General features: G+C 54.9%; 18 protein-coding genes. 4 read left to right on the top strand and 14 right to left on the bottom strand.

Annotated elements, in window-relative coordinates; all coding sequences use genetic code 11:
• Positions 1 to 284 precede the first annotated feature (284 nt).
• On the top strand, positions 285 to 2,504 hold the full coding sequence (locus tag AC3CB2_RS00210; RefSeq protein ID WP_352931667.1) for a type I secretion system permease/ATPase: 2,220 nt from the start codon (positions 285 to 287) through the stop codon (positions 2,502 to 2,504).
• Complete coding sequence (locus AC3CB2_RS00205; RefSeq protein ID WP_352931669.1) at positions 2,501 to 3,811, top strand: HlyD family type I secretion periplasmic adaptor subunit; 1,311 nt, start codon at positions 2,501 to 2,503, stop codon at positions 3,809 to 3,811. Before AC3CB2_RS00210 ends, AC3CB2_RS00205 begins: the two co-directional genes overlap by 4 nt.
• A gap of 20 nt (positions 3,812 to 3,831) precedes the next feature.
• On the opposite strand, the gene nagA is transcribed toward AC3CB2_RS00205, so the two are convergent.
• From nagA to AC3CB2_RS00155, 10 genes are all read right to left on the bottom strand, one after another.
• Positions 3,832 to 4,977, bottom strand: coding sequence for an N-acetylglucosamine-6-phosphate deacetylase (gene nagA, locus AC3CB2_RS00200; RefSeq protein WP_352931671.1), 1,146 nt, complete (start codon positions 4,975 to 4,977; stop codon positions 3,832 to 3,834).
• Positions 4,974 to 6,287 carry a class II D-tagatose-bisphosphate aldolase non-catalytic subunit gene (locus tag AC3CB2_RS00195; RefSeq protein ID WP_352931673.1) on the bottom strand — a complete coding sequence of 438 codons (1,314 nt, stop codon included), beginning with the start codon at positions 6,285 to 6,287 and terminating at the stop codon, positions 4,974 to 4,976. Before AC3CB2_RS00195 ends, nagA begins: the two co-directional genes overlap by 4 nt.
• Complete coding sequence (locus AC3CB2_RS00190; RefSeq protein WP_352931675.1) at positions 6,284 to 7,219, bottom strand: ROK family protein; 936 nt, start codon at positions 7,217 to 7,219, stop codon at positions 6,284 to 6,286. Before AC3CB2_RS00190 ends, AC3CB2_RS00195 begins: the two co-directional genes overlap by 4 nt.
• A 1-nt stretch (position 7,220) precedes the next feature.
• A complete protein-coding gene (locus AC3CB2_RS00185; protein ID WP_075700224.1) occupies positions 7,221 to 8,327 on the bottom strand; it encodes an SIS domain-containing protein in 1,107 nt (368 codons plus the stop codon).
• Between the two features lie 20 nt (positions 8,328 to 8,347).
• Positions 8,348 to 9,358 carry an SIS domain-containing protein gene (locus tag AC3CB2_RS00180; protein ID WP_352931677.1) on the bottom strand — a complete coding sequence of 337 codons (1,011 nt, stop codon included), beginning with the start codon at positions 9,356 to 9,358 and terminating at the stop codon, positions 8,348 to 8,350.
• Positions 9,355 to 10,539 carry a Gfo/Idh/MocA family protein gene (locus AC3CB2_RS00175; protein WP_352931679.1) on the bottom strand — a complete coding sequence of 395 codons (1,185 nt, stop codon included), beginning with the start codon at positions 10,537 to 10,539 and terminating at the stop codon, positions 9,355 to 9,357. The genes AC3CB2_RS00180 and AC3CB2_RS00175 overlap by 4 nt, the downstream gene beginning before the upstream one ends.
• Positions 10,540 to 10,548: 9 nt before the next feature.
• Positions 10,549 to 11,649, bottom strand: coding sequence for an ABC transporter ATP-binding protein (locus AC3CB2_RS00170; RefSeq protein WP_352931681.1), 1,101 nt, complete (start codon positions 11,647 to 11,649; stop codon positions 10,549 to 10,551).
• 77 nt (positions 11,650 to 11,726) lie between these two features.
• The gene (locus AC3CB2_RS00165; protein ID WP_352931683.1) at positions 11,727 to 12,947 is read right to left on the bottom strand and encodes an ABC transporter substrate-binding protein; all 1,221 of its coding nucleotides are present in this window, start codon (positions 12,945 to 12,947) and stop codon (positions 11,727 to 11,729) included.
• 38 nt (positions 12,948 to 12,985) lie between these two features.
• Positions 12,986 to 13,828 (bottom strand): carbohydrate ABC transporter permease, encoded by an 843-nt coding sequence (locus tag AC3CB2_RS00160; protein WP_008552242.1) that lies wholly within the window; start codon positions 13,826 to 13,828, stop codon positions 12,986 to 12,988.
• Position 13,829: 1 nt separating this feature from the next.
• Entirely contained in the window at positions 13,830 to 14,795 is a 966-nt protein-coding gene (locus AC3CB2_RS00155; RefSeq protein ID WP_008552137.1) for a carbohydrate ABC transporter permease, read from the bottom strand.
• A gap of 288 nt (positions 14,796 to 15,083) precedes the next feature.
• Between AC3CB2_RS00155 and AC3CB2_RS00150 the strand changes: the two genes are divergently transcribed.
• Complete coding sequence (locus tag AC3CB2_RS00150) at positions 15,084 to 15,866, top strand: GntR family transcriptional regulator (RefSeq protein WP_014284167.1); 783 nt, start codon at positions 15,084 to 15,086, stop codon at positions 15,864 to 15,866.
• Between the two features lie 146 nt (positions 15,867 to 16,012).
• Here AC3CB2_RS00150 and AC3CB2_RS00145 read toward each other — a convergent pair whose 3' ends face one another.
• A complete protein-coding gene (locus tag AC3CB2_RS00145) occupies positions 16,013 to 17,932 on the bottom strand; it encodes a beta-N-acetylhexosaminidase (protein ID WP_352931686.1) in 1,920 nt (639 codons plus the stop codon).
• A 549-nt stretch (positions 17,933 to 18,481) separates the two neighbouring features.
• On the opposite strand from AC3CB2_RS00145, the gene AC3CB2_RS00140 reads away from it, so the two are divergent.
• Entirely contained in the window at positions 18,482 to 19,327 is an 846-nt protein-coding gene (locus AC3CB2_RS00140; RefSeq protein WP_352931688.1) for an alpha/beta fold hydrolase, read from the top strand.
• 9 nt (positions 19,328 to 19,336) lie between these two features.
• Here the strand turns inward: AC3CB2_RS00140 and AC3CB2_RS00135 are convergent, their stop codons facing one another.
• From AC3CB2_RS00135 to AC3CB2_RS00125, 3 genes are all read right to left on the bottom strand, one after another.
• The gene (locus tag AC3CB2_RS00135; protein WP_352931690.1) at positions 19,337 to 19,987 is read right to left on the bottom strand and encodes a LysE family translocator; all 651 of its coding nucleotides are present in this window, start codon (positions 19,985 to 19,987) and stop codon (positions 19,337 to 19,339) included.
• 464 nt (positions 19,988 to 20,451) lie between these two features.
• Positions 20,452 to 21,030: an NADPH-dependent FMN reductase gene (locus AC3CB2_RS00130; protein ID WP_352931692.1), complete on the bottom strand. Its 579-nt coding sequence runs from the start codon at positions 21,028 to 21,030 to the stop codon at positions 20,452 to 20,454.
• 121 nt (positions 21,031 to 21,151) lie between these two features.
• Positions 21,152 to 21,322 carry a XapX domain-containing protein gene (locus tag AC3CB2_RS00125; protein WP_008552160.1) on the bottom strand — a complete coding sequence of 57 codons (171 nt, stop codon included), beginning with the start codon at positions 21,320 to 21,322 and terminating at the stop codon, positions 21,152 to 21,154.
• Between the last annotated feature and the right edge of the window lie 19 nt (positions 21,323 to 21,341).

The following is a 21,341-nucleotide window of genomic DNA, read 5'->3' as shown; positions in this document are numbered from 1 at the left end:
TAGATTTTACAGTGAGTCTTTTATCGAGAACACTCCTGCAATTTTTGCCCCGTAATTTGACGGTACAAGTTCCCAAGATTGCCACATTTTACTCAGGGTGTTTTCTTAGTTCCCACAAGAACACCGAAACTTCTTAGCGAGAACTGAGAGATAAGACGGACCCAGTAATGCGTTGTATCTGCTTATCTTTCTGCTTCTCGCAAGAAGACCAAACAAAGCGTGGCCCCTCTAAATACAAAGATCACTGAATTGTAGATTGCCGTCATAAAACAAGGGAACGCGCCGTGAGTGATTTTCGCTTGTCCAGCCCTCATGCCCTCAATCCCGAGGAAGGTAGCCATCCAATGCATGAGGTGCTGGACGCCCTCGTTGAAAGCATTGCTTACATCTCCCGCACGCATGGAAACTTTCTCAGCAAGACCGCCATTACGGCTGGCCTGCCGCTCATCAATGGCCGGCTGCAGTTTTCGCAGGTTGAGAAAGCCGCCGAGAACTGCGGATTGCAAGCCGTCAAACAACGGATCGCGCTCAGTGAGATCTCCAGCAACAGCGTGCCGTGCTTGCTGGTGTTTCATGATCGCGCCTTGCGTCTGCTGGTCGGGTACGATGTTGCCACGCGGCAGGTAAAGCTTCTGGATCCGCTGGATCTGGAGAGGCCGCAGTTTCTGAGCCTTGATATTTTGCAGCGGGCTTATTCTGGTTACGCGATCCTGTTTTCCTCGCTGCATGCAAAAGACAGCAGTGGGCAGGTGCAGGAGAGTAACAAACACTGGTTCTGGGGTGAGTTCACCCGCTTCTGGCCAGACTATGGCAGTGTGGCGGTTGGGACGTTGCTCATCAACTTGCTCGCCCTTGCCTCTCCCCTCTTCATCATGAATGTTTACGACCGCATCCTTCCCAATTTTGCAGTCGCTTCTTTATGGGCATTGACGATTGGCGTGATGATTGCGCTGGTCGGAGACAGTGCACTGAAGGTAGCCCGGTCTTCCATCCTCAACAGCCTTGGCAAAAAAGCAGATCAGCGGCTGGCTTCCAAGATTTTCTCGCAAATGCAGAACATTGATTTTGCGGTCAAAACCAAAAGCGCAGGAGAGTATGCGGGGACGGTTCATGAGTATGAGAAACTTCGTGAGTTCTTCAGTTCCACTGCGTTGATTGCCTTGCTCGACTTTTGTTTTGTCGGGCTTTTTATTTGCATCCTGTTCTTCATTGTCGGCCCCATCGCCTGGATTCCGCTGCTGGCCATTCCAGTGGTCTGCCTCATCAACCTTGGAGCCCAGTTGCCGCTGGAACGTGCGGTTCAGGCGTCCAGTCTGGAAGGTAACAAGCGACAGAACATTCTGATGGAAACATTGGGCGGGCATGAAACCGTGCGGGCTCTCAATGCAGAAGCGCATATGCAGGCACGGTGGGAGCACTCGGTGGAGCGCAGCAGTGAGGTTCTTTTACAGAGCCGGTACTGGTCCAACCTTGCCATGGTTGGAACGGGGCATGTGCAGGGCATGGTCTCGGTGCTGATCATTGTCTGGGGTGTTTACCGGGTGGAAGCTGGTGCGGTGAACATGGGTGGGCTCATCGCTGCGATGATGCTGTCTTCCCGCGTGCTTGCACCAATCTCCTCCATCGCCAATACGCTGGTTCGCTTTCGCCAGGTGCTGCATAGCTATCGTCAATTGGAAGAGTTGTTGAACCAGCCGACAGAGCGCAAAGCGGGGAAAGCAACAGCAAACCTTAGCCGATGCCGCGGTGAGGTTCAGTTCCAAAATGTGAGCTTTTCTTATCCGCTCAGCGAAAAGGCCAGCATCACGCATTGCAGTTTTGCCATTGCACCGAGGGATACGGTTGGGCTGATCGGGTGTGTTGGGTCTGGCAAATCGACGGTTGGCCGGCTGATGAGCGGGCTACGTTATCCGACCGAGGGCGCTGTGCTTATCGATGGTATTGATACGCGGCAGTTTGATCCTGCAGATCTGCGTCGGTTTGTTGGCTATCAGTCTCAGGAAAATACGCTATTTCAGGGCACTTTGCGCGACAACCTTTGCCTTGGTCTGCCTCATCTTACCAATGAGGAGATTGAGGAGGTTTGCCATGTCACGGGGCTGGATGCTCTCGTGAACAAGCATCCGGCTGGGTTCAACCTGATTGTTGGAGAGAATGGCGGGGCTCTTTCCGGTGGTCAGCGGCAGTGTGTGGCCTTGGCGCGGATTTTACTGCGCAAGCCAAAGATCTTGTTTCTGGATGAGCCTTCCAGTCAGCTGGACCTTTCCGCAGAGCAAAAGCTTTTGCAGGGGCTGCAGCGTTATAACGATGGGGCTCTGACACTCATCATCAGCACGCACCGCCCTTCCCTTTTGAAGCTCACCAACCGGTTGATCGTTCTGGATCAGGGGCGCGTTATTGCAGATGGGCCGAGTGATGAGGTTCGGGAGATGATGCAGGAACCGCGTCTTCGGGAGGTGCCGCGCCCGACACAGGTCTCCATTGAGGAAAGGCTGCGCGCATGAAGAGCTGGTCGCTTCCCAAAGAGCCTTTGCACTTGCCGGAGTTTCACAGTGCAAAGCATTCGCGCATTCTGATCTTCACGTGCGCCGGGATCTTATTGCTGCTGTTCGTCTGGTCTGCTTTTGCCCATGTGGAGGAAGTCACGCGCGGCGATGGGCGTGTGATCCCCTCTCGCCAGATGCAGATTGTGCAGGCGCCGGAGCGTGGGATTGTCTCTGAGGTGCTGTTCTATGAAGGGGAGATCGTGGAACAAGGGGCTGTTCTGGTGAAGCTGGATAACACCGGCTTTGCCTCACAACTGGGAGAGTTGCAGCAGAAGATGTATGCGCTGCAGGCGCGCCTTGCGCGGTTGATGGCGGAAGCGCGACAGGCAAATCTTCAGTTGGATCTGAGCAACACGCCCTCTGACATTGCTGCCTTTCTGCAGCGAGAGCTGGAGGTTTACAAAGCTCGCAAAGATCAGCTCAATGCTGAGGTTGCCGTGCTGCGCAGCCAGTTTAGCCAGAAAGAGCAGGATCTGAAGCAGCTGGAAGCGGAAGAACAGATGCTGGGCTCCAATCTCACTATTATCACGCGGGAGTTGGAGATCAATCAGCAGCTCTATAAGCGAGGGGTTCTGCCAGAGATTGAGTTCTTGCGGCTTAAACGACAGTACACGACCATGCATGGCGAGCAGCAGATGTTGGAGGCCTCGTTAGCCAGCGCGCGGTCGGCGAAGCAGGAAGCGATGCAGCGAGTGATCTCTGCGCAGACAGCTTTTGCCTCCAAGGCGCAATCGGATCTGGTGGCGACAAAAGCAGAGCTGGCTGTGATTGAGGAGCGGTTGCGAGGGGCGGAAGACCGGGTGCATCGCAGTGCATTGGTGGCGCCCGTTCGCGGTGTGATCAACAAGCTCAACGTGAGCACTATTGGCGCGGTGGTTCAGGCAGGTGAGCCGCTGGTGGAGATTGTTCCGCTGGAGGATACGCTGCTGATTGCTGCCCAGATACAGCCGCAGCACGTGGCCTTTTTGCATCCGGGGCAAGATGTGAGCGTGAAGGTAACGGCCTATGACTACTCCATTTACGGAGGGCTTGAGGGCGTGCTGGAGCGGATCAGCCCGGATACCTCCGAGGATGAACGCGGTCAGGCGTTCTTCAAGGTGATCGTGCGCACCAGACAGAACCATCTGGGATCGGAAGAAAATCCTCTACCCATCACACCCGGCATGACGGCGAGCATCGACATTCTCACCGGCGAGAAAAGCGTGCTGAGTTACATCGCCAAGCCGCTGATCAAGGTGAAAGCAGAGGCGTTTCGGGAGCGGTGAGGAATATCCTCTCGCGGGGTTCAGATCATCTGCGAGAGGAATGTGAAGGAGCTGTAGTCCGGAGCGATCAGAAGCAGATCTTCGACATCTGCGGTTTCCAGATTGGCGACAGACTGGGTCAGACCCATCAGTGCAGCAGGGTTGGAAAGGCCCATGCGCAGGACTTCTTCAGCAGGGCACTCAAGCGTATTGATCATGCGGACCACGGACTCAAACATGGTGACGTGCGCCCCGGCCAAAGATCCGGCTTTGTTGATGAGCTTGCCGTCTTCCAGATAGACCTGATGGCCGTAAAGATCGAAGTTGTCTGGTCCACCTACGGTTGGCATGGCATCGCTGATGATGATCATGTGGTCTTTCACAGGACGCGCACGCATAGCGAGGCGCAGCATGTCGTCTGCCACGTGGTGACCATCCACGATCAACGAGCAATAAGCCGTGCTGTTGATGCCGGTTCCGACAGCGCCCGGCTCACGGTTGACCATCTGAGACATGCCGTTGAACAGGTGCGTGAAGAGATTTGCGCCTTCCTCCAGAACAGGTTTGATCTGCGCTGCGCCTGCATCGGTATGACCGATAGAAACCACTGCGCCCATCTCGACCAGTCTGGCAACGTCGCCTTTGGCCACGCCTTCTGGTGCAATTGTCACCAAAACAGGGATGTCCCGATCCCGTAGATCGCGGACCAGTTCCAAACTGCGCTTATTGAGTGGGCGGACCCAGCTGGCTTCGTGGGTGCCTTTGCGTTCCACACTGATGTGTGGGCCTTCGATGTGAATGCCTTTGATGCCATGGGTGCCATAGGCATCCTTCATGGCCTCAACAGCCTCTTCCAGCACCTGTGGTGCATCGGTGATGACCGTTGGCAGCAAGGCCGTGGTGCCGAACTGGCGGTGGGCATCTGCAATGGCCGCCAGACCTTCCGGTGTTGGCGTGGTGTTGTAAAGGACACCACCGCCGCCGTTGATCTGGATATCAAAGAAACCCGGTGTGATGAGACCTGAGAGCTTTTTCACTGTCGCATCAGTGGGCAACTGGCCTGCTGGAGACAGGCCTGCGTACTTGCCGTTCACCAGATGAACGGCGGTATCGGTCAGCAGGTTCTGCCCGTCAAACAGCTGATCTGGACTCAGCCAGATATCTTGGTTGCCCGGTGCGGTGCTCATAGAGCCTCCTCAAGCTGAGGTGTCTCAACTCTCTCAAAGAAATAAGGGTCCAATGCCTGCTGAATTTCAGCAAGCACGAGCGCCTTCTCTATGCCAAAACCGTGGCTCTGCAAAGCCCGCGCACGTTCAACAGTTTGAGATGCAAACAGTTGAAGCAGCAGCGTTTCTGGAATCTTATGGGTTTGAAGGGCCGCAAAGAGTGCCTCAAGGGCATCCTGCACCTTCTCCTGTGGCCAGTAATACCGAATGCGATCTGCATAACTGAAGTGCCGCAGCAGGCGCAGTTCCTGATCCGAGCCCTGATAATGGGAGCGCCAGTATTTGGGCTCTGACAGCATTTCAGCTTCCAGAATCTTCGAGATTTTTGGAGCTGTGCGTTGGTCCTCTTCCAACCAATCCAGCATCTGATCGAGTGCGTAGATCGCTTGCCGATAGGCGAAGGTGAGCGCGGGGCCGACTTTCAGGATCGCAAAGCCCATGTTGGCGAGGCGTGGGAAAGCATTGTCCAGCTGATAGTCGGTGCTGTGCGCTTCGAACACTACGTTCGTGAACGGGTCCAATGCAGCGCGCAGGGCTTTGCCGTCGTCTGCTGGCAGATGGTCGATATGGAACGGCGAGAACTCCACGCCCGGCTGAACGACAAGTCCGCAAATGCGCTCTTTGGCGGCGTGCAGGCCCAGCTCATCAAACTTCTCAAAATGCATCTGCAAGGTACGGGAGGCACGCGCGGGTGGGGTTGGCTCAATGCCATGAGCCTCGCCTTCCTCACGCGCGCCTCCGGGAGGAGGAACTTCCGTACCGACAATGTAGTTGAGGCGGGTTGGATCTGGTGCAAACTCTTCGCAGACTGCTGCCAGTTCGGCAGCCCGACTAGCGCTTAACTCGTCGCCGACCTGCGCGTATTCACCAGCGCAGCCTTCGGAGCAGTCCAGATGGATTTTGGTGAAACCGGCCTGCACATAGGCTTTCATCAGTTCCTTGGCTTTGGCCATGGCCTGTTCTGCTGGCATGGAGCGCCAGACTTGGGGGCCGAGGTGGTCACCGCCAAGGATCAGCGCGTCTTCCGGTAATCCGGCAGTGGCACAGATGCCTTTGACGTAGCTGACGAAATCAACGGGCTTCATGCCTGTGTAGCCGCCATCCTGATTGACCTGATTACTGGTGGCTTCCAGCAGCAGGGTTGCGTTCTTTTCTGCTGCGAGCAGAGCGGAGGCGAGGATGACATCCGGCTGTGCGGAGCAAATGGAAGGAAGCGCGGCTCTGGCGCCTGCACGGTTGGCAGTGATCACCTCAAGCAGTGGATTGCTCATGACGCTTCCTCCAGTATTTCGTAGTTTTGAACGGCAGCAAGGGCCGCGCCGCGCGTGCCACTGCTATCGCCATATTCTGCAACACGGATTTCCGGTGGCTCTGTCTGGTCCAGCAAATGGCCGGGCAGAGCTTCGGAGATGATCCGGTCGATATTCGGGATCTTGGAAAGGCCACCGCCGAGCACAATGCAGTCCGGGTCTACGGTGCATTGGAGCGCCGCAACCAATTCAGCTGCAATGCGTGCCCACATGCGCATGACTTCCTGCATCTGCGGATCACCTGCAGCGGCGGCTGTAGTGATGGCCTGCGCATCAGCGTCCTTACCGGTGACGTGCTTTGCGAGGCGGCGCATTCCGGGACCAGCGAGGTAGGTTTCAAAACAACCTGTGCGACCACATCCACACTGGATGCCATCGAGCCCAAGCTCCTTGATGGTCATGTATGGAATGCCGAGATGACCATACTCTCCGGCAGCACCGTTGAGACCTGAAATCAGAGTGCCGTTGGAGCAGTATCCACCGCCAACGCCGGTGCCGATGATCAAGCCGAAGACACTGGCATAACTGCGGCCTGCGCCGAGCATGGCTTCTGAGAGCGCAAAGCAGTTGCAGTCATTTTCAAAAGCAACAGCTCTTCCCAATTTATCGATCAGGTCCTGATGAACAGTGCGACCCGAGGCGAGCAGGTTGGCGGTGAGGAACTTTCCCGTGCGTTTGGAATGGAAACCGGGAATACCGACCCCCACCGGCAGGCCTTTGGAGCCTGCGGTTTCTTCCAGCCAGATCACCATCTCACAGAGGGCATCTACCAGATTTTCGTAGGAATCCTGCGGTGTTGGGATACGTTTGGTTTCAACCACGGCCCAATCACTGTCAAAGGCGGTTGACTCAATTTTGGTGCCGCCCAGATCTATGCCACCTGCTCGAACCATATCAGGCCTCTTCCAATGCGTAGAGCTTTACGCCCGAGACCACGCGGGTCAGCGTGCCCTGCCCTTCAAACGGATTATCGACATTGAAGCCAAGCTGATTGGACCATGCCACACCCAGCCACTGGGCAATGAGTACAGTGAGGACGGACATCCAGCCATCCTCCAGTTTGCATGGAATATGCACATCCGCCTTGGCGGAGTTGCCGATGGTCACCACGGTTTGCTCGCCAAACTGTGCCTTCACCTCATCTGCCAGATCTTCGTCATAGCGGCGGGAGTGCAGGTTATTGGAGAGGAACACGAAGACCTTGGTCTGGTCATCCACGAACGACTTTGGCCCATGCCGGAAGCCAAGAGAGCTGTCCCAGATAGATGGGATTTTGCCCGCGGCCAGTTCCATCACCTTCAGCGCACTTTCACGGGCAACGAAGGCCAGAGGCCCAGAGCCCACGAACACAGCACGCTGCGGGATGGTGAGTTTGCCCACCAGCTGATCCGCCTCTGCCAGCACGATTTCAGCTGCGTGGCTGATCTCGTTCATGTTGGCGGCGAACTCTTCCGGAGTTTCCTGTCCAAACACAGCCATGGCCGTCAGGATCATGGTGGTGAAGCTGGAGGTCATGGCGAAGCCGCTGTCGTGGCATTCGTCAGGCAACACAATCACGCGCTGGCTGGCCTGTGAGGCAGGCTGGCGGGTTGCCAGAGCACTGTCCTTGTTGCAGGTGATGTTTAGCCGTGGCGCTTCCGGAAAGATTGCATCCAGCAAGTCCAGCGTGCCAATGGACTCGGTGGAGTTGCCGGAACGACCGAAGGAAACGACCAATGGGATCACACCATTGCGTTTGAACGCATGAGGTGCGCTGACCAGATCAGTTGAAGGAACCGAGCGCATTGGCAACACAGAGGTTGCGTCCAGCGCTCTGCACAGAAGGTCACCAATATAGGCAGATGTGCCTGCTCCGCAGAACCAGACTTCCGTGGCGCCTGAGTTGGCGACCCACTCGCTCAGGTCACTGAGGCGGGTAGAAAACTCCTGCCCCCAGCTTGCCCAGATTTGCGGTTGCGCCTGAATTTCGCGCGTAGTTGCCCATTTGGTCAGATCGACCATCGCAGCATTCCTTCATAAAATCAAATAGTTACAGTAACCTTAGAAAGTGTTTCCGGTTGGTCTGGATCCAGACCCAACTGGAGAGCAATTTCCAAAATCACTGGGTACAATGCACGCAGCAGCATGGCGGAGCTTGCTGCGGGAGTAAGGCCCTGTGCACCAACGGTTTCTGGTGTCAGGCGGAAAACATTTGCGCCAACGGAGCGGAACCGCTCCTCGGCAAGGCTGAGGCTTTGATTGCTGACCTCTTCTCCCGTATCCAAAATGAGGACACAGAGCGGTTTGGTGGCCAGTTGCAGCGGACCGTGCAGCACCTCAGCTGCTGAGTATGCCTCGGCGTGAATGGCCGTGGTTTCCTTCAGCTTCAACGCCACTTCATGGGCAGCGCCGAACCCGCAACCGCGTCCGATGACATAGACGTGCGGTGTAGACTTTACGGCCTCGATGATCTGGTCAGCCTGTTCCAGTTTGGCATCAGCGCTGGCCAACATGGCTTTGGCTGCAGCTTCACAGGCTTTAGCGTAATCCGGTTTGAGCGCTGCCAGAAGAGCCATTCCGGCGGCAATGGTACAGATCACTGTTTTGGTGGCAGGAACGGCTTGTTCCAGCCCTGCTTTGATATCGACAAAGGCATCCGCTTCGGCTGCCAGCGGAGAGCCGGGTGTGTTGGTAATGGCGAGTGTATTACCGCCCGCATTCTTGAACCCGATTGCAGCGCTGATCAGATCCTTACTTCCTCCGGATTGGGAGAAAATAAGCGCGCCAGCATTGCCCAGCTGCAATCCATTCCCCAGGCTGAACACAGAGGGCGGCAAGGTTGTTACCGGCTTTTGCAGTTCAGCCATCAGTTCATAGGAGATCAGGTTGGCGGCAGCATCTGAGCTTCCACGCGCAATGGTGTAAAACGCGTCGAGCTTGTCCAGTGCTGCTGCTTTGACACTTGCTGAAAGGTCCTGAAGAACACCTTCAGCAAATGCCGGAATTGCCTGATCGATCTCAGCACGCATGTACGCGCCGGGGAGTTTGGTCACTGTATTGATTCCATCTTTTTTGTTGTTGCTGCGGTTCCCCGCAGGTCGAAACTGTCAAATTTTTCCCAGTAGGAGGTCAGATCCACGACCTGACCGGTGGTGCGCGCCTGATCCAGCGCCAGTGCGGCAACGCCTGCTTCCAGTGCGTCCACGACGGAAACTGGCAGGCTGTCCATTTCACCGCGCAGGTAAGCGCAGAGGTCCTGACACATCATGTCGTCGGCGCCGTAGTGCGCGCCGGGGCGGTCAATGGACTTGGTGTAATCTTCGTCCACCAATGTGCCACGGGTATGGGCATCGGTGACTTTCAGATAACCGCGCACGAAGTCGCCTTCCGCCATGCCTTTGGTGCCAATCACGCAGAACCGGCGGTGTTCATCCGGTACGTTGATGTTGGTGTGGAAGGCCATGGTGGCGCCGCTCTCGTATTCGAGGATTGCCGTCTGATGGTCGACGATATCTCCATCGGAGAGGAACGGATCTTCCGCCGCTTCCCAGATGGATTCCTTCACGTGATACACCTGCGTATCTGCATCTCTTGCCGGTGCATTGCTCGGAACAAAGGATTTTCTGCCGCCAAAGCTGGCGACGCGGGTTGGGCGTGAGCCGGTGACCATGTTGTAGATGTCGAGGTCGTGGCAACATTTTTCCAGCATGAAACCGCCGGAGTATTTGGAATAGCGGCGCCAATCCCGCATGAAGAAGGCCCCATGATACGGCGCGATATGCTCGTTGGCCTCGATGGACACCACATCGCCAATCTGCCCTGCAGCCTGTGCGGCACGCAGGTCTCTTGCGTGCTGGGCGTAGCGGAGGACCAGACCGATGAGCACCTGATCTGCCCCATGCTTTGACAGCAGTTCTGCCAGTTCCATGGTCTCTTCCATGGAGATCACGACAGGCTTTTCAGCGAACATGCGGATGCCAGCTTCCAACCCCAGACGAATGTGCTCCAGGTGCATGTGGTTTGGAGAGCTGACGAACAGAAGGTCTGCTTTCTCACCTGCCAGCATTTCTTCCAGCGTGTCGTAAGGCTTGATGGCCTCGTGATTTTTGAGGCGTTCAATCTGGTGCGGTTTGGGGTCTACATAGGCCACCACTTCCGCTTCACTCATATGTGCCTGCAGTCTTTCCAGAACGCTGACAGCCCGCAAACCCAAACCAACAACGATGATACGCATGTGTTTCTCCTATGCGAGTTCGAGCGCGCCAAGACGCTGCTGTGCAAGCCCATCTGCATCAAAGACGTAGGCATCTTCCGGCTTGACGTTGAGTTTAATGGTTGTGCCTTCCGGTATTTCCGCCATACCCGGAAGTGAGGCGCAAAAAGCGTTGTCGCCATTGACTTTGCCATAAGCGATAGAGTGCGCACCGAGGCGCTCCAGTACTTCCACGTGCATGGCGATTGGGCCGTTGTCATCCAGCTGCATGTGCTCCGGGCGGATGCCGATTTCGACATTGTCGCCTGCTTTGATGTTCTGGCTTGCGACAGGCAGGCTCATCAGGCCGCCGTCTTGCAGCTGCACGTGCAACATGCGGTCTTCCACGCGGCTGACCATGGCGGATACAAAGTTCATTTTGGGGTGACCGATGAAACCTGCCACAAACTTGTTGCGCGGGTGCAAGTAGAGGTCCATCGGGGTGCCGCACTGTTCCACCACACCACCGTTAAGCACCACGATGCGGTCAGCCATGGTCATGGCTTCCACCTGATCGTGGGTCACGTAAATCATTGTGGTGTCGAGGCTTTTGTGGAGCTTGGAAAGTTCCACGCGCATGTCCCCGCGCAGCGCTGCATCAAGGTTTGAGAGCGGCTCGTCGAACAGGAACACTTTGGGATTGCGAACGATAGACCGGCCAATGGCAACACGCTGGCGCTGACCACCGGAGAGCTGGCCGGGCTTATGCTCCAGGCGCTCTTCCAACTGCAGAATGGCAGCGGCTTTATGGACACGGTCCTTGATCTCGTCTTCCGGGCGTTTGGCAACGCGCAGTGGGAAGGCGATGTTTTCAAAAACTGAGAGGTGAGGATAGAGCGCGTAGCTCTGGAACACCATGGAGATTCCGCGATCAATGGGGTGGTCGTCGGAAACATCTTTGCCATCAATGATAATGGAGCCTTCGGAGGCTATTTCCAAACCTGCCACGATGCGCAACAAAGTTGTTTTTCCGCAGCCAGAGGGGCCAACGAAGACGACGAACTCCTTGTCCTCAATGGACAGGTTGACGTCCTTCAATACGGTTGTTGGTCCAAATGATTTTACGATGTTTTGTAGCTGAAGCGTGGCCATAATATTCGTCTTCTCGCGCTTGATAACGGGGAGAGGCTGCGGGCAGCCTCTCCGGGTTTTGCATGAGGCGGATGTGCTTACTTGAACTCTTCGAGTTCTTCAGCAGCGATTGCCACCAGGTTTTCAGCAGTATCGTCCTTCAGGATGATGCCCTGAATCATGGAGTTGAGGGTTGTCTGCATCGCTTTGTAATCGACAAAGAGAGGCTCCGGACCACCGGTTGGGATGGAGTCTACGAAGACTGCCCAGTATGGGTCGTCCTTGTAGAATGGCTTTTCCCAGCCAAGCTCTTCGTATTTGAGGATTGGTGTCAGACCCCATCCGTCTGGGCTGTCCAGCGTGTACTGAGATTCACCGGAGGTCATCATGCGTGCGAATTCCATCGCCAGTTCTTCGTGGCCAGAGCCTTTGAACACTGCAAGGGAGTCTGTGATGAGAAGCGTGCCGCTCACACCGTTTGGACCAGCTGGGATCGGCGCAACCTTGGTGGTGATGCCTTCTTTATGCTGACCGCGGGCCCATGGACCGTCGATGTACATGCCCACTTTGTTATCGTTGAACAGATCACGGACCTGCGTGCGTTCAAATGCGGTTGGACCGTCCTGTGCAACGTCGACCAGCTTGCCGTAGAACTTCAGCGTTTCCAGCGTGTTCTGGGAGTTCAGCGTGATTTCGTTGGTGGATGGATCGATCACCTGACCACCATTGGAATACAGGTAGTTCAGGAACTGGTGCATGGTGTTGTCGAAGTCTTTACCAGCCAGACCGACACCTGCTTTTCCGGTTTCGTCCTTGATCGCCTTTGCAGCGGTGTACATCTCATCCCAGGTCTTTGGTGCTTCACAAGCAAGACCGGCTTCTTCGAAGATGTCACAGTTCAGGAACAGACCCTTGGTGGAAAATGCCCGTGGGAAGCCCCAGAACTTGTCGCGATAGCTCACGGTGTTCAGCACGCCCGGCTGATACGCTTTCTGCTGATCTTCAGAGATCTTCACGTCAACAACCAGATTGTTGTCTGCCAGCTGCTTGAGTGTGCGCGAGCCCATGTAAGATACGGATGGCGGGCTACCAGCGGATGCAAGCTTCAGAGACTTATCCTGACAGGTGCCCCATGGAAGGCTTTCCATGTTGACGGTGTTGCCCGGGAATTTTTCCTCAAACGCTGCGATAACCTTGCGATCCTGATCCAAACCGTTGTCCCCACAACGGATGAAGTGCAGTTCTGCTGATTGTGCAGCTGATGCGCCCATTAGTGCAGCTGCGCTTGCAGCCATTGCGAATAGCAGTTTAGTCCTCATGGTTTCTCCTCCCAGTAACCAATGCTATTTTGAAATTGTCACTCCTTGATCGCACCAGCTGTGAGGCCGGCCACCAAGTAGCGTTGTAAAAATAAGAAAATTACGAGTACGGGCAGTATTCCAACAATGCTTGCTGCCATCATCTGGTTCCATTTGACTGACTGGTAGCCAATGAACTCGAGGATGCCCGCTGGCAGAGGCATAAACTCCTTGACGCTGTTGAATGTAATCGCGAACAGGAACTGCTGTGCGTAAGCTGACAGGAACACAGCCACACCCACCACGATGAGGCCCGGAACGGCCAGTGGCAGCACCACACGGCGCAGGGTGTACAGACGACTGGCACCATCCATGAACGCTGCTTCTTCCAGTTCGCGCGGGATTTTTTCCAGATAGGATTTCAAGAGCCAGATGCCCATTGGCAGCAGGAAGGCTGCACCCGGCACGATCATGGCGAAGTAGGTGTTCAACAGACCGTAGTTTCTCAGGAGCTTGTACAGCGGAATAAGCAGAACCGCGCCGGAGAACATGTTGACCGCCAGAAAGATGCCAAGGCTGACAGACTTGCCTTTGAAGTCGAACCGGGCATAAGCGTAGGCGGCTGGAATGATGAACGCCAGAGACAGAGCTGTCACCGACAGTGAAATCAGCATGCTGTTTGCGATGTAACGCGGCAGCATTGGCACTGTCTCCCACATCTGGGAGTAGGCTCTGAACGAGAAGTCATCTGACCAGAACTGATAAGGCGAGCGGAACAGGTGCTCCAGTGGCCGCAGTGAGGTCATGAACATTTCGAAGAACGGCAACAGAATGAAGCCGAGGAAAATCGCCACGCAGAAGTAGAGAAATACTTTATGTGGCAGCGAGTAACGATCCATCATTTTAGGCTGCCTCGAAACGTTTTTTGATCTGGTGAAGCGCAAACAGGTAGACCAGTGAGAACACGCTGAGCAGCGTCACCACGATCACAGCACGTGCAGCACCCTGCCCGAACTTGAAGTTTGCGATGGCCATTTTGTAGGTGTCGATGATCAGCGTTGTGGTTGCGCTGCGTGGGCCGCCTTCGGTCAAAATCCAGATGATTTCGAAGGAGTTGAAGGTCCAGATCACGGAAAGGATCGACATGGTGATGATCACCGGCAAGATTTGCGGAATGGTGATGCGGCGGAAGCGATACCAACGGGATGCCCCATCCACGTAAGCGGCTTCATACAAATCACGCGGCACGCCCTGCATGGCTGCCAGCATGAAGATGGTCACCATTGGCAGGCCAACCCAGACATCGGTGATGACAGCGGAATAGAACGCGCTGTTTTTGTAGGCCAAGAACTCGAATGGTCCATCCAGCACGCCAACATACTGCAGCACACCGGAGATGATGCCGAAGTGGCCGTTGTAGAGCCACAACCAGCCGAAACAGCCAATCGCGACCGGAACGATCCATGGTGGCATGACCAGCATGCGGAACAATGCCCGACCCGGGATCGCCGCGTTGAGCAGCGTTGCACCGATCAGACCAAAAATGATTTTGAATGAGACAGACAGGAACATCCAATAGAACGTTCTGGAAATCGTCTGACTGAATTTGCGACTGCTGAGCAGCTTTTCGTAGTTGGCGGTGCCGATGTAAGCTTCACCGCCAATGTTGGCGTTGGTGAAGGACAAGCGGATTGTCTCAACCAGCGGCCATGCCACGATAAGGATCAGATAAATTGCTGCCGGAGCAATCAAAAGCCATGCAAAGGTTGCTTCTGAGCGGAAGATCCGCTTGAGCACACCCTGTTTTGTTTTTCCCGAACCGCTGCGCTCGCCCTGATAAGGCAGCAGGTCCCCAGACGCATGTGTCATGCGCTCTCCCCAATTCCCAAAGGTGATCGGTTGTACCTCGCCGCTTGCGTCTTGTTATCGCCAGGGAGACGAACTGCGTGTTTATTTGCGAGTTGCCAAAATAATACCAAAACAAATCCATTTGTCTACCATTTCACTACCTCCTGTGAAATATTTCTGATTAACGCCAAAAAAGCCCTAGATTTCAGGGAAATCAAGCGGGGAAAAGCCTCGATATTTTCATTGGTATTCTATCGGTATTGTTTTGCATTGGTATCAAAAAGGTATTATAGGTAATACGGATTCATCATGAAGACGAGCAGAATGAGCGCACAAGAAGACACCCATACCGATCTGTTCTCAACGACATCCTGGCAGCAAAGGAGTGGCGGTCCACGCTACTTGCAGCTGTACCGGCACCTTGAATCCGCCATTAAAGATGGACGGTTAGCGGCTGCGACGACGCTGCCTGCCGAGCGGGAGTTGGCGACACTGACCGGGCTGTCCCGCGTGACGATTCGCAAAGCGATTTCGCAGCTGGTGGTGGATGGTTTGGTGATTCAGCGCCGGGGCTCCGGTTCCTATGTGGCGCCTCAGATGAAGCGTATGGAGCAGTCTCTTTCTGCACTGACCAGCTTTACCGAGGACATGCAGCGGCGCGGGAAGACGTCTTCCTCGGAGACCCTGTCTTGCGGTATCTACCTGCCTTCGCCAGAAGAGATTGTTGCGCTTGGCCTTCCTTCTGACGGGCAGGTTTCGCGGATAACCCGCTTGCGCCGCGCAGATGGTATTCCTTTGGCGATCGAGACCAGTTCACTCTCGACAGAGTTTGTTCCTGATCCGTCTCGGATTGAAACCTCGCTTTATGAGAAGCTGTCTTTAGAAGGTATGCGCCCTTCCCGCGCGATCCAGCGTATCTCGGCCTGCAAACTCACCGAGGAACAGGCAGCTTTGCTTGAGGTTTCTGAGGGAGATGCCGCGCTTTACATCGATCGCACAGCGTACCTGCCCAGCGGACGGGTGATCGAGCTGACCACAGGCGTTTATCGCGGCGATATCTATGATTTTGTTGCTGAATTGCGCAACGCCTAAAGCAGTTCGCGTTTTAGCTGAAACAGGTGAACTGCTTTAGTTTTTGCTTTGCGTATCTTTATCCGAAAACCGGCATCCACTTTTCGGCGATACGCGTAAGATACAAAAAGACCCACTGCCAAGGTTCGGAGCGGGTCTTTTGCTGTTTAGTCTCTCACATCCTGACGCCAACCAATGGCAGCGAACAGCTTGCCGTAGCAGGCGGCTTTTTGCGTGATCTGTTCTGCATCCGGTTTGTTGACGCGGGTGGCCCAGCCGATTTCTGAAATGCCCAGAATGCGCGGCGCCATCATGCTTTCCATATTGGCATCCCGCAGCACAACCTCCGACCACAAGCAACCTTGCGCGCCGATGATCTTGCCTTCCAGCTCTGGCTCATTTTCCGGTACCGGATCCCAGTTGACGCTATCAGCAAGGCTGGTGATGCCAGCCCAGTTGAGGCCGATCTCATTGAACTCGCCTGATGGTGCAATATCCCAGTAGGCATGGGCCGCTGGTGTCATGACAACGGAGTAGCCTTTGCGAGCGGCTTCGAGCCCCGGTCCCTGCTGGGTCCACGAGAACAGGATGGCATCGTTGTTGATGCCGCCATTCGCACCTTTGGCTGCTTCCTCCCACGCGGCGGGACGTACACCCAGCGAGCTGACGTAGGAGCCCAGTTTGTCCATCATCCAACCCTGTACGTCATCAGCGGTCTCTAACCCCTGCTCTACCTTTAGCTTTTCAATGGCCGGTGATTTGGTCCATGCCGCTGGCGGGCGCTCATCACAGCCAAGGTGAAGGTGAGCGAATGGGAAGATGCCGGAGACTTCTTTGGCCAGCACCTCCATATAGGTCCATGCTTCCGGTAATGCCGGGTTGATGGTGTTGTTCAGGTAACCGTGAACGGAGATCTCGTTGCTTTTATCGGCAGTCTCGCGCAGTTCCGGATGGATCTGGAGCACGGCCCAGGAGTGGGCGGGTATCTCGATCTCCGGCAGAACCTCGATATGGAGCGCTTTGGCGTGATCTACCAATCGGTTGGCAAAGGCCTTGGAATAGGTTCCGCCTTGCGGGCCATCTGCTGCGCCGTAGATGCCGGGTACAACACGGCCCTCTCCACGCATACCGGACTTCTTCCAGAGTTCCGGATAGCTTTCCACCTCCAGACGGAAGGCTTCATCATCGCAGAAGTGCCAGTGGAAGCGGTTGAGCTTGAACAGAGCCATCATATCGACGAGCCGCAGCAGTGTTTCCGGCTCATAGTAGTGGCGGGCACAATCCAGATGCTGGCCGCGCCACTCAAAGCGAGGCGCATCTGCTATCTGGCCGCATGGAATAGTGCCACCGTAGATCAGCTTGAGATTGAGAAGCGTGATCGCGCCATAAAAAGCGCCAGCTGCCGCTGATGCGGTAAGCGTGATGCCATCTGGGGCAATCGTCAGTTCATAGGCATCTTCTGAGAGCTCAGCGTTTCTGGCGAAGTGAAGCGGTGTCCCCTCTTCTGCGAGGAACGGGCCGATGTTGTTACGATCTGCCAGCGCCTCCACGGCCTCAGTGCTGTCTGCCTCCCCTTCGGTATCCCATGAACGGTCGAGCTTATAGCCAGCGCTGATATTCAGTGTTGCGCCAGAGGGCTGCCAGCTTTGCGGGGCTGGCACGAGCATCAGCTCATCAGAGGATGGATCGGCGTGTTGCTCTGGCAGTTTGGTGGAGTAAGTCTGATCAATCCCGCGCGGAGTGATTTGAACCGGCAGGATGCTGCCATCTTCCATCCGCAAGTAAGCGCCTTTGGGCAGCCAGCTGCGGTTGGAGGGGTTCATGTTGCTTTTGTACTTGAGCGTGAACGCCAGTGCCTGCCCTGTTCCCAGCTTGTCATGGTCGAACTGCAGCTCCACATACCCCGCTGTCATCCGGTGGATGTTGGCGCCTTCAACCACCTCGCACGGGGCGAGCATGCTGAAGCAGAGGGTGTAGTTGGAGATTGGTGCATCGCATTTGGCAGAGAGGATGCAGCTGACCTGCCGGTCCTCCGTTCTCCATGTTTCCATTCTGATTGCAGTATCAGCACAGGCAGCAGCTTCCATGCTCACGACTCCTCACCAATTTCTGGATGTAGCAGTGAGCACACCAAGAGCTGTGGGTTGCTTGCGTGCATGCTCTAACTGCTTGAATTTGCGAATGTCCCTGTCAGAAATCCAAGTTTCACTTCTTGAAGAACAGGCGCTAGCATAGCTTCTACTTGGCTGGCGCTGTCAACACCTTGGCCTGCAAATAAACTCAGAATTCTGAATTGGTATTACTTTCAGGATGAGCAGAAGGTTACTTTAATTTGCTCAAATGAAAGCTGTTGCTCAGTAGACCTCCACGCAATGCTGCAGCCTCTTCCTGGTTGCATAGCGTGTTGACTGCACTGCGGTTTTGCTTGTGTCCGGCGAAATGCTTTTTCGGCAGGTACACGGCGTTGCTCGGGAAGAGTGGCAGCTGATCAGGTATGCAGGCTACCTGCAAAATTCTAGGACCAGTTATTCAGAATTAGCACACGCCTCTTCCCTCCTTCAGGTTCATTTGCAGCTGCGTAACGGTTCTATCCTATGATTTGCGAGAGTGTTTGAGTTGACCGCAAGAGGCCAATGATGATGGAACGCAAGACCGTAACGACCCGCGATGGCGTGGAGCTTTCTTACCTCACTGGCGGGCAAGGACGGCCTGTTCTATTGCTGGGTGGCTGGAGCCAGACCGCAACTGTGTGGGCAGGACAGTTCGCAGATTTCTGCCAGAGCCATACGGTCTACGCTCTCGATAACCGGGGGCATGGCGAGTCACAAAAGCCGTCCGATGGCTACCGGATCCAGCGATTTGCCAAGGATCTGTTTGATGTGGCGGAGGCTCTGGACCTTCACGATTTCGATGCGGTTGGGCATTCGCTATCTGTCGCAATGCTGTGGGCTTATCAGGATATGTTCGGCACTGATCGCCCTGCACGCCGTCTGGTGTTTATCGATGAACCCGCTGCCCTGATGGCAAGGCCTTCCTGGACAGAGCAGGACATTGAAGAGGCCGGTTCTATCCACCCGACCTTAGAAGCGCTTGATGAGATGGTGCGGTCTATTCGCGAGACCCGCAGCATTGAGGATCACCTTGCTCTTATTGGCGGGATGTTCTCAAGCAGGATCAGTGATGCCACTTTGCGGGAGTTGGCTGCGGAGAATCTGAAACTTCCCCGTAATCACGCGGCAGACCTTATTGAAAACCTGATGCTGCAGGACTGGCGGGCTCTGCTGCCCAACATTCCCCAACCTACTCTGGTGTTCACAGGGGAACTCAGCTGGCATCCGCTGGCTTCGCAGCAGTTTATCGCAGAGACGATGCCCAATGCCTCTCTGGAGGTCTTCAGCGAGGCCGAAGGTGGTAGCCATTTCCTGATGTTCGAAAACCCAGCGCTCTTCAATAAGAAGGCTCTGAGTTTTCTGAATGGGTAATCCGCTGGCCTACTGCGTTTTCAGCGTGCTTTTGGAGATCATGTAGGCCGCGCCTGCCAGAGCTGTGCCGGCGAATGCATCCATGGCCGCGCGGGAGCGGGCGGAGACGGCGAACTTTGATGCTCGGGTTCCTAGGTAAGCGTAGAATAGCAGGGCCGGATATTCGAGGGCGATGTTGAAGAGTGCCAACGCCATCATGCGCAGCGCCATGCCATCCCCTTCCCCAGCAAACACGGGCAGCATCGCACCGAAGGACAGAACCGATTTTGGGTTTGCCCCCTGCATTGCAAATGAGGTGAGGAACAGCTTTAGAGCGGAAGCTCGCTTCTGCTCTTTCGCTTCACCCAGCGAGGCGGTGAAAGCGGCTTTGAAGGAGCCATATGCAAGATACAATAGATAAGCTACGCCAATCCATTTCACCGTTTCGAACAGAACTGGAAACGACAATAGCAGCGCGCTCATACCTCCGGCGGCAAGCAACGCATACATGAGGTTGGCACCGAACACACCTGCCATGCTGGCATGAGTTCTACCGATACCGTTTGAGATGCTGTCACCAACCACTTTTAGTACCGCGGGGCCAGGGGTGAAATTGAGCGCCATGAAGGTGACGATAAAACCAAACACTAGAGTGGCATCAAATGACTTGAGAAGTTCCATGGCTTTTCCAATGCAACGGTGAAAACGCAGAAAAAACGCAAAGCAACGCACATAACAACGCAACCCCAAAAACGGGAATGCGAAGGGGAGATGACTGATGGTTCATCTCCCCTCGCGCGCGGATTAGAAATTCACTCGCCGTAAGCCTTTGTCAGGCCCGCCTCTCCAAACGTGGCACCGTGAGTTCCTTTGGCTGCCCCCTCTCCGCGCACTGTCTATGCAAACTCTGTTGCTGCGCAGTATCGCAAGGGGCGTGCCAAACTGGGTCTGGAGCAGTGAATCCATGGTAACTTATTGGTATAATTAGCTATATCTTCGGAAGCGTAGGCTTTCAGGAGTGTCTCGGGAATCGATAATACTGCCCATTGTTTGATCAGTGTGCCCGCAAGATAGTCACACAGACAAAAAGAAACCCGGCCTTTTGGGGTGCCGGGTCTTCACTTTTTCAATGAGAAATCCGCGGTTTATGCTGGTTCCGCAACCTGAGACGGCGTTGCCATTTTGCAAATCTGATCAATCAGATTGCGCAGTTTCTGGCGGGTTTCAGCGCAGGTGACTTGTCCGTTGTCGTCGGTTTTAGACGCCATGTTACCGACCGCAACATATCGTGGATGCACCCAGCAGCCGTGGTCAGCTGCAAATGACGACAGACGTGGCAGCATTCTTACTCCCCCGAATGGGCCTGGAGCTGCGGCCAGCAAACCAACAACTTTTCCCTCAAGCACAGAATGAGATTTGCCAGCTGCTCGTCTGGAGGCCCAGGTGAATACGTTGTGTAGGTGCGGGGTATGGAAGCCGTTGTATTCTGGAGAAGAGATGAGGATTACGTCAGCAGCTTCAATCTGTTGGCGGAGCAATGAGAGCTGGTTCTGAACGGCGGCATCCTCTTCAAGATCGGAATGGTAGAGGGGAAACGATGCCAGCTGGTGGGAGAGGTGTTCAGTTTTATGGCTGAGGTTATGCGCTTCTTCAGCTGCAGCATCCAGCAAGCTCTTATTCAACGAGCCTTCTCTGGTGCTTCCTGAGATGAGGAGGATGTTCATGGGAAACTCCATATGACAATATTTTTGTTTTTATATACATTTTCATTTCTTTATTATGCAAGCACAAAAAAAGCGGCACTGAACTTCAGCACCGCTTTTTGAAATTTGACCGCAAACTCTCTTAGGAGAAGAAGCGCTCAGTGATCTGCAGCATGATCTGATGACCACCCCAAACACCAAGGATCGCTACACAACCAGACAGAACTGGTGGAGCTGGAATAGGCAGTTTGATCGCAGTGAAGATTGCTCCGATGATGAAGCCTGCAAGTGTAGACATTAGCAGTTCAGTCATGGTGTCTCCCGTTAATTCT

The sequence above is a fragment of the Pseudovibrio sp. SCP20 genome (assembly GCF_057774105.1).
The sequence above is the reverse complement of the archived record's forward strand: the minus strand, read 5'-3'. Positions and strand labels throughout refer to the sequence as shown.

Excerpts from the sequence above, each read along its gene's own strand:
- AC3CB2_RS00205 (WP_352931669.1), top strand. The coding sequence starts at position 2,501 with ATGAAGAGCTGGTCGCTTCCCAAAGAGCCTTTGCACTTGCCGGAGTTT.
- nagA (WP_352931671.1), bottom strand. The coding sequence starts at position 4,977 with ATGAGCACCGCACCGGGCAACCAAGATATCTGGCTGAGTCCAGATCAG.
- AC3CB2_RS00195 (WP_352931673.1), bottom strand. The coding sequence starts at position 6,287 with ATGAGCAATCCACTGCTTGAGGTGATCACTGCCAACCGTGCAGGCGCC.
- AC3CB2_RS00190 (WP_352931675.1), bottom strand. The coding sequence starts at position 7,219 with ATGGTTCGAGCAGGTGGCATAGATCTGGGCGGCACCAAAATTGAGTCA.
- AC3CB2_RS00185 (WP_075700224.1), bottom strand. The coding sequence starts at position 8,327 with ATGGTCGATCTGACCAAATGGGCAACTACGCGCGAAATTCAGGCGCAA.
- AC3CB2_RS00175 (WP_352931679.1), bottom strand. The coding sequence starts at position 10,539 with ATGCGTATCATCGTTGTTGGTTTGGGTTTGCGGGCTGTCAGCGTTCTG.
- AC3CB2_RS00170 (WP_352931681.1), bottom strand. The coding sequence starts at position 11,649 with ATGGCCACGCTTCAGCTACAAAACATCGTAAAATCATTTGGACCAACA.
- AC3CB2_RS00165 (WP_352931683.1), bottom strand. The coding sequence starts at position 12,947 with ATGAGGACTAAACTGCTATTCGCAATGGCTGCAAGCGCAGCTGCACTA.
- AC3CB2_RS00160 (WP_008552242.1), bottom strand. The coding sequence starts at position 13,828 with ATGATGGATCGTTACTCGCTGCCACATAAAGTATTTCTCTACTTCTGC.
- AC3CB2_RS00155 (WP_008552137.1), bottom strand. The coding sequence starts at position 14,795 with ATGACACATGCGTCTGGGGACCTGCTGCCTTATCAGGGCGAGCGCAGC.
- AC3CB2_RS00150 (WP_014284167.1), top strand. The coding sequence starts at position 15,084 with ATGAAGACGAGCAGAATGAGCGCACAAGAAGACACCCATACCGATCTG.
- AC3CB2_RS00145 (WP_352931686.1), bottom strand. The coding sequence starts at position 17,932 with ATGGAAGCTGCTGCCTGTGCTGATACTGCAATCAGAATGGAAACATGG.
- AC3CB2_RS00140 (WP_352931688.1), top strand. The coding sequence starts at position 18,482 with ATGATGGAACGCAAGACCGTAACGACCCGCGATGGCGTGGAGCTTTCT.
- AC3CB2_RS00135 (WP_352931690.1), bottom strand. The coding sequence starts at position 19,987 with ATGGAACTTCTCAAGTCATTTGATGCCACTCTAGTGTTTGGTTTTATC.
- AC3CB2_RS00130 (WP_352931692.1), bottom strand. The coding sequence starts at position 21,030 with ATGAACATCCTCCTCATCTCAGGAAGCACCAGAGAAGGCTCGTTGAAT.
- AC3CB2_RS00125 (WP_008552160.1), bottom strand. The coding sequence starts at position 21,322 with ATGACTGAACTGCTAATGTCTACACTTGCAGGCTTCATCATCGGAGCA.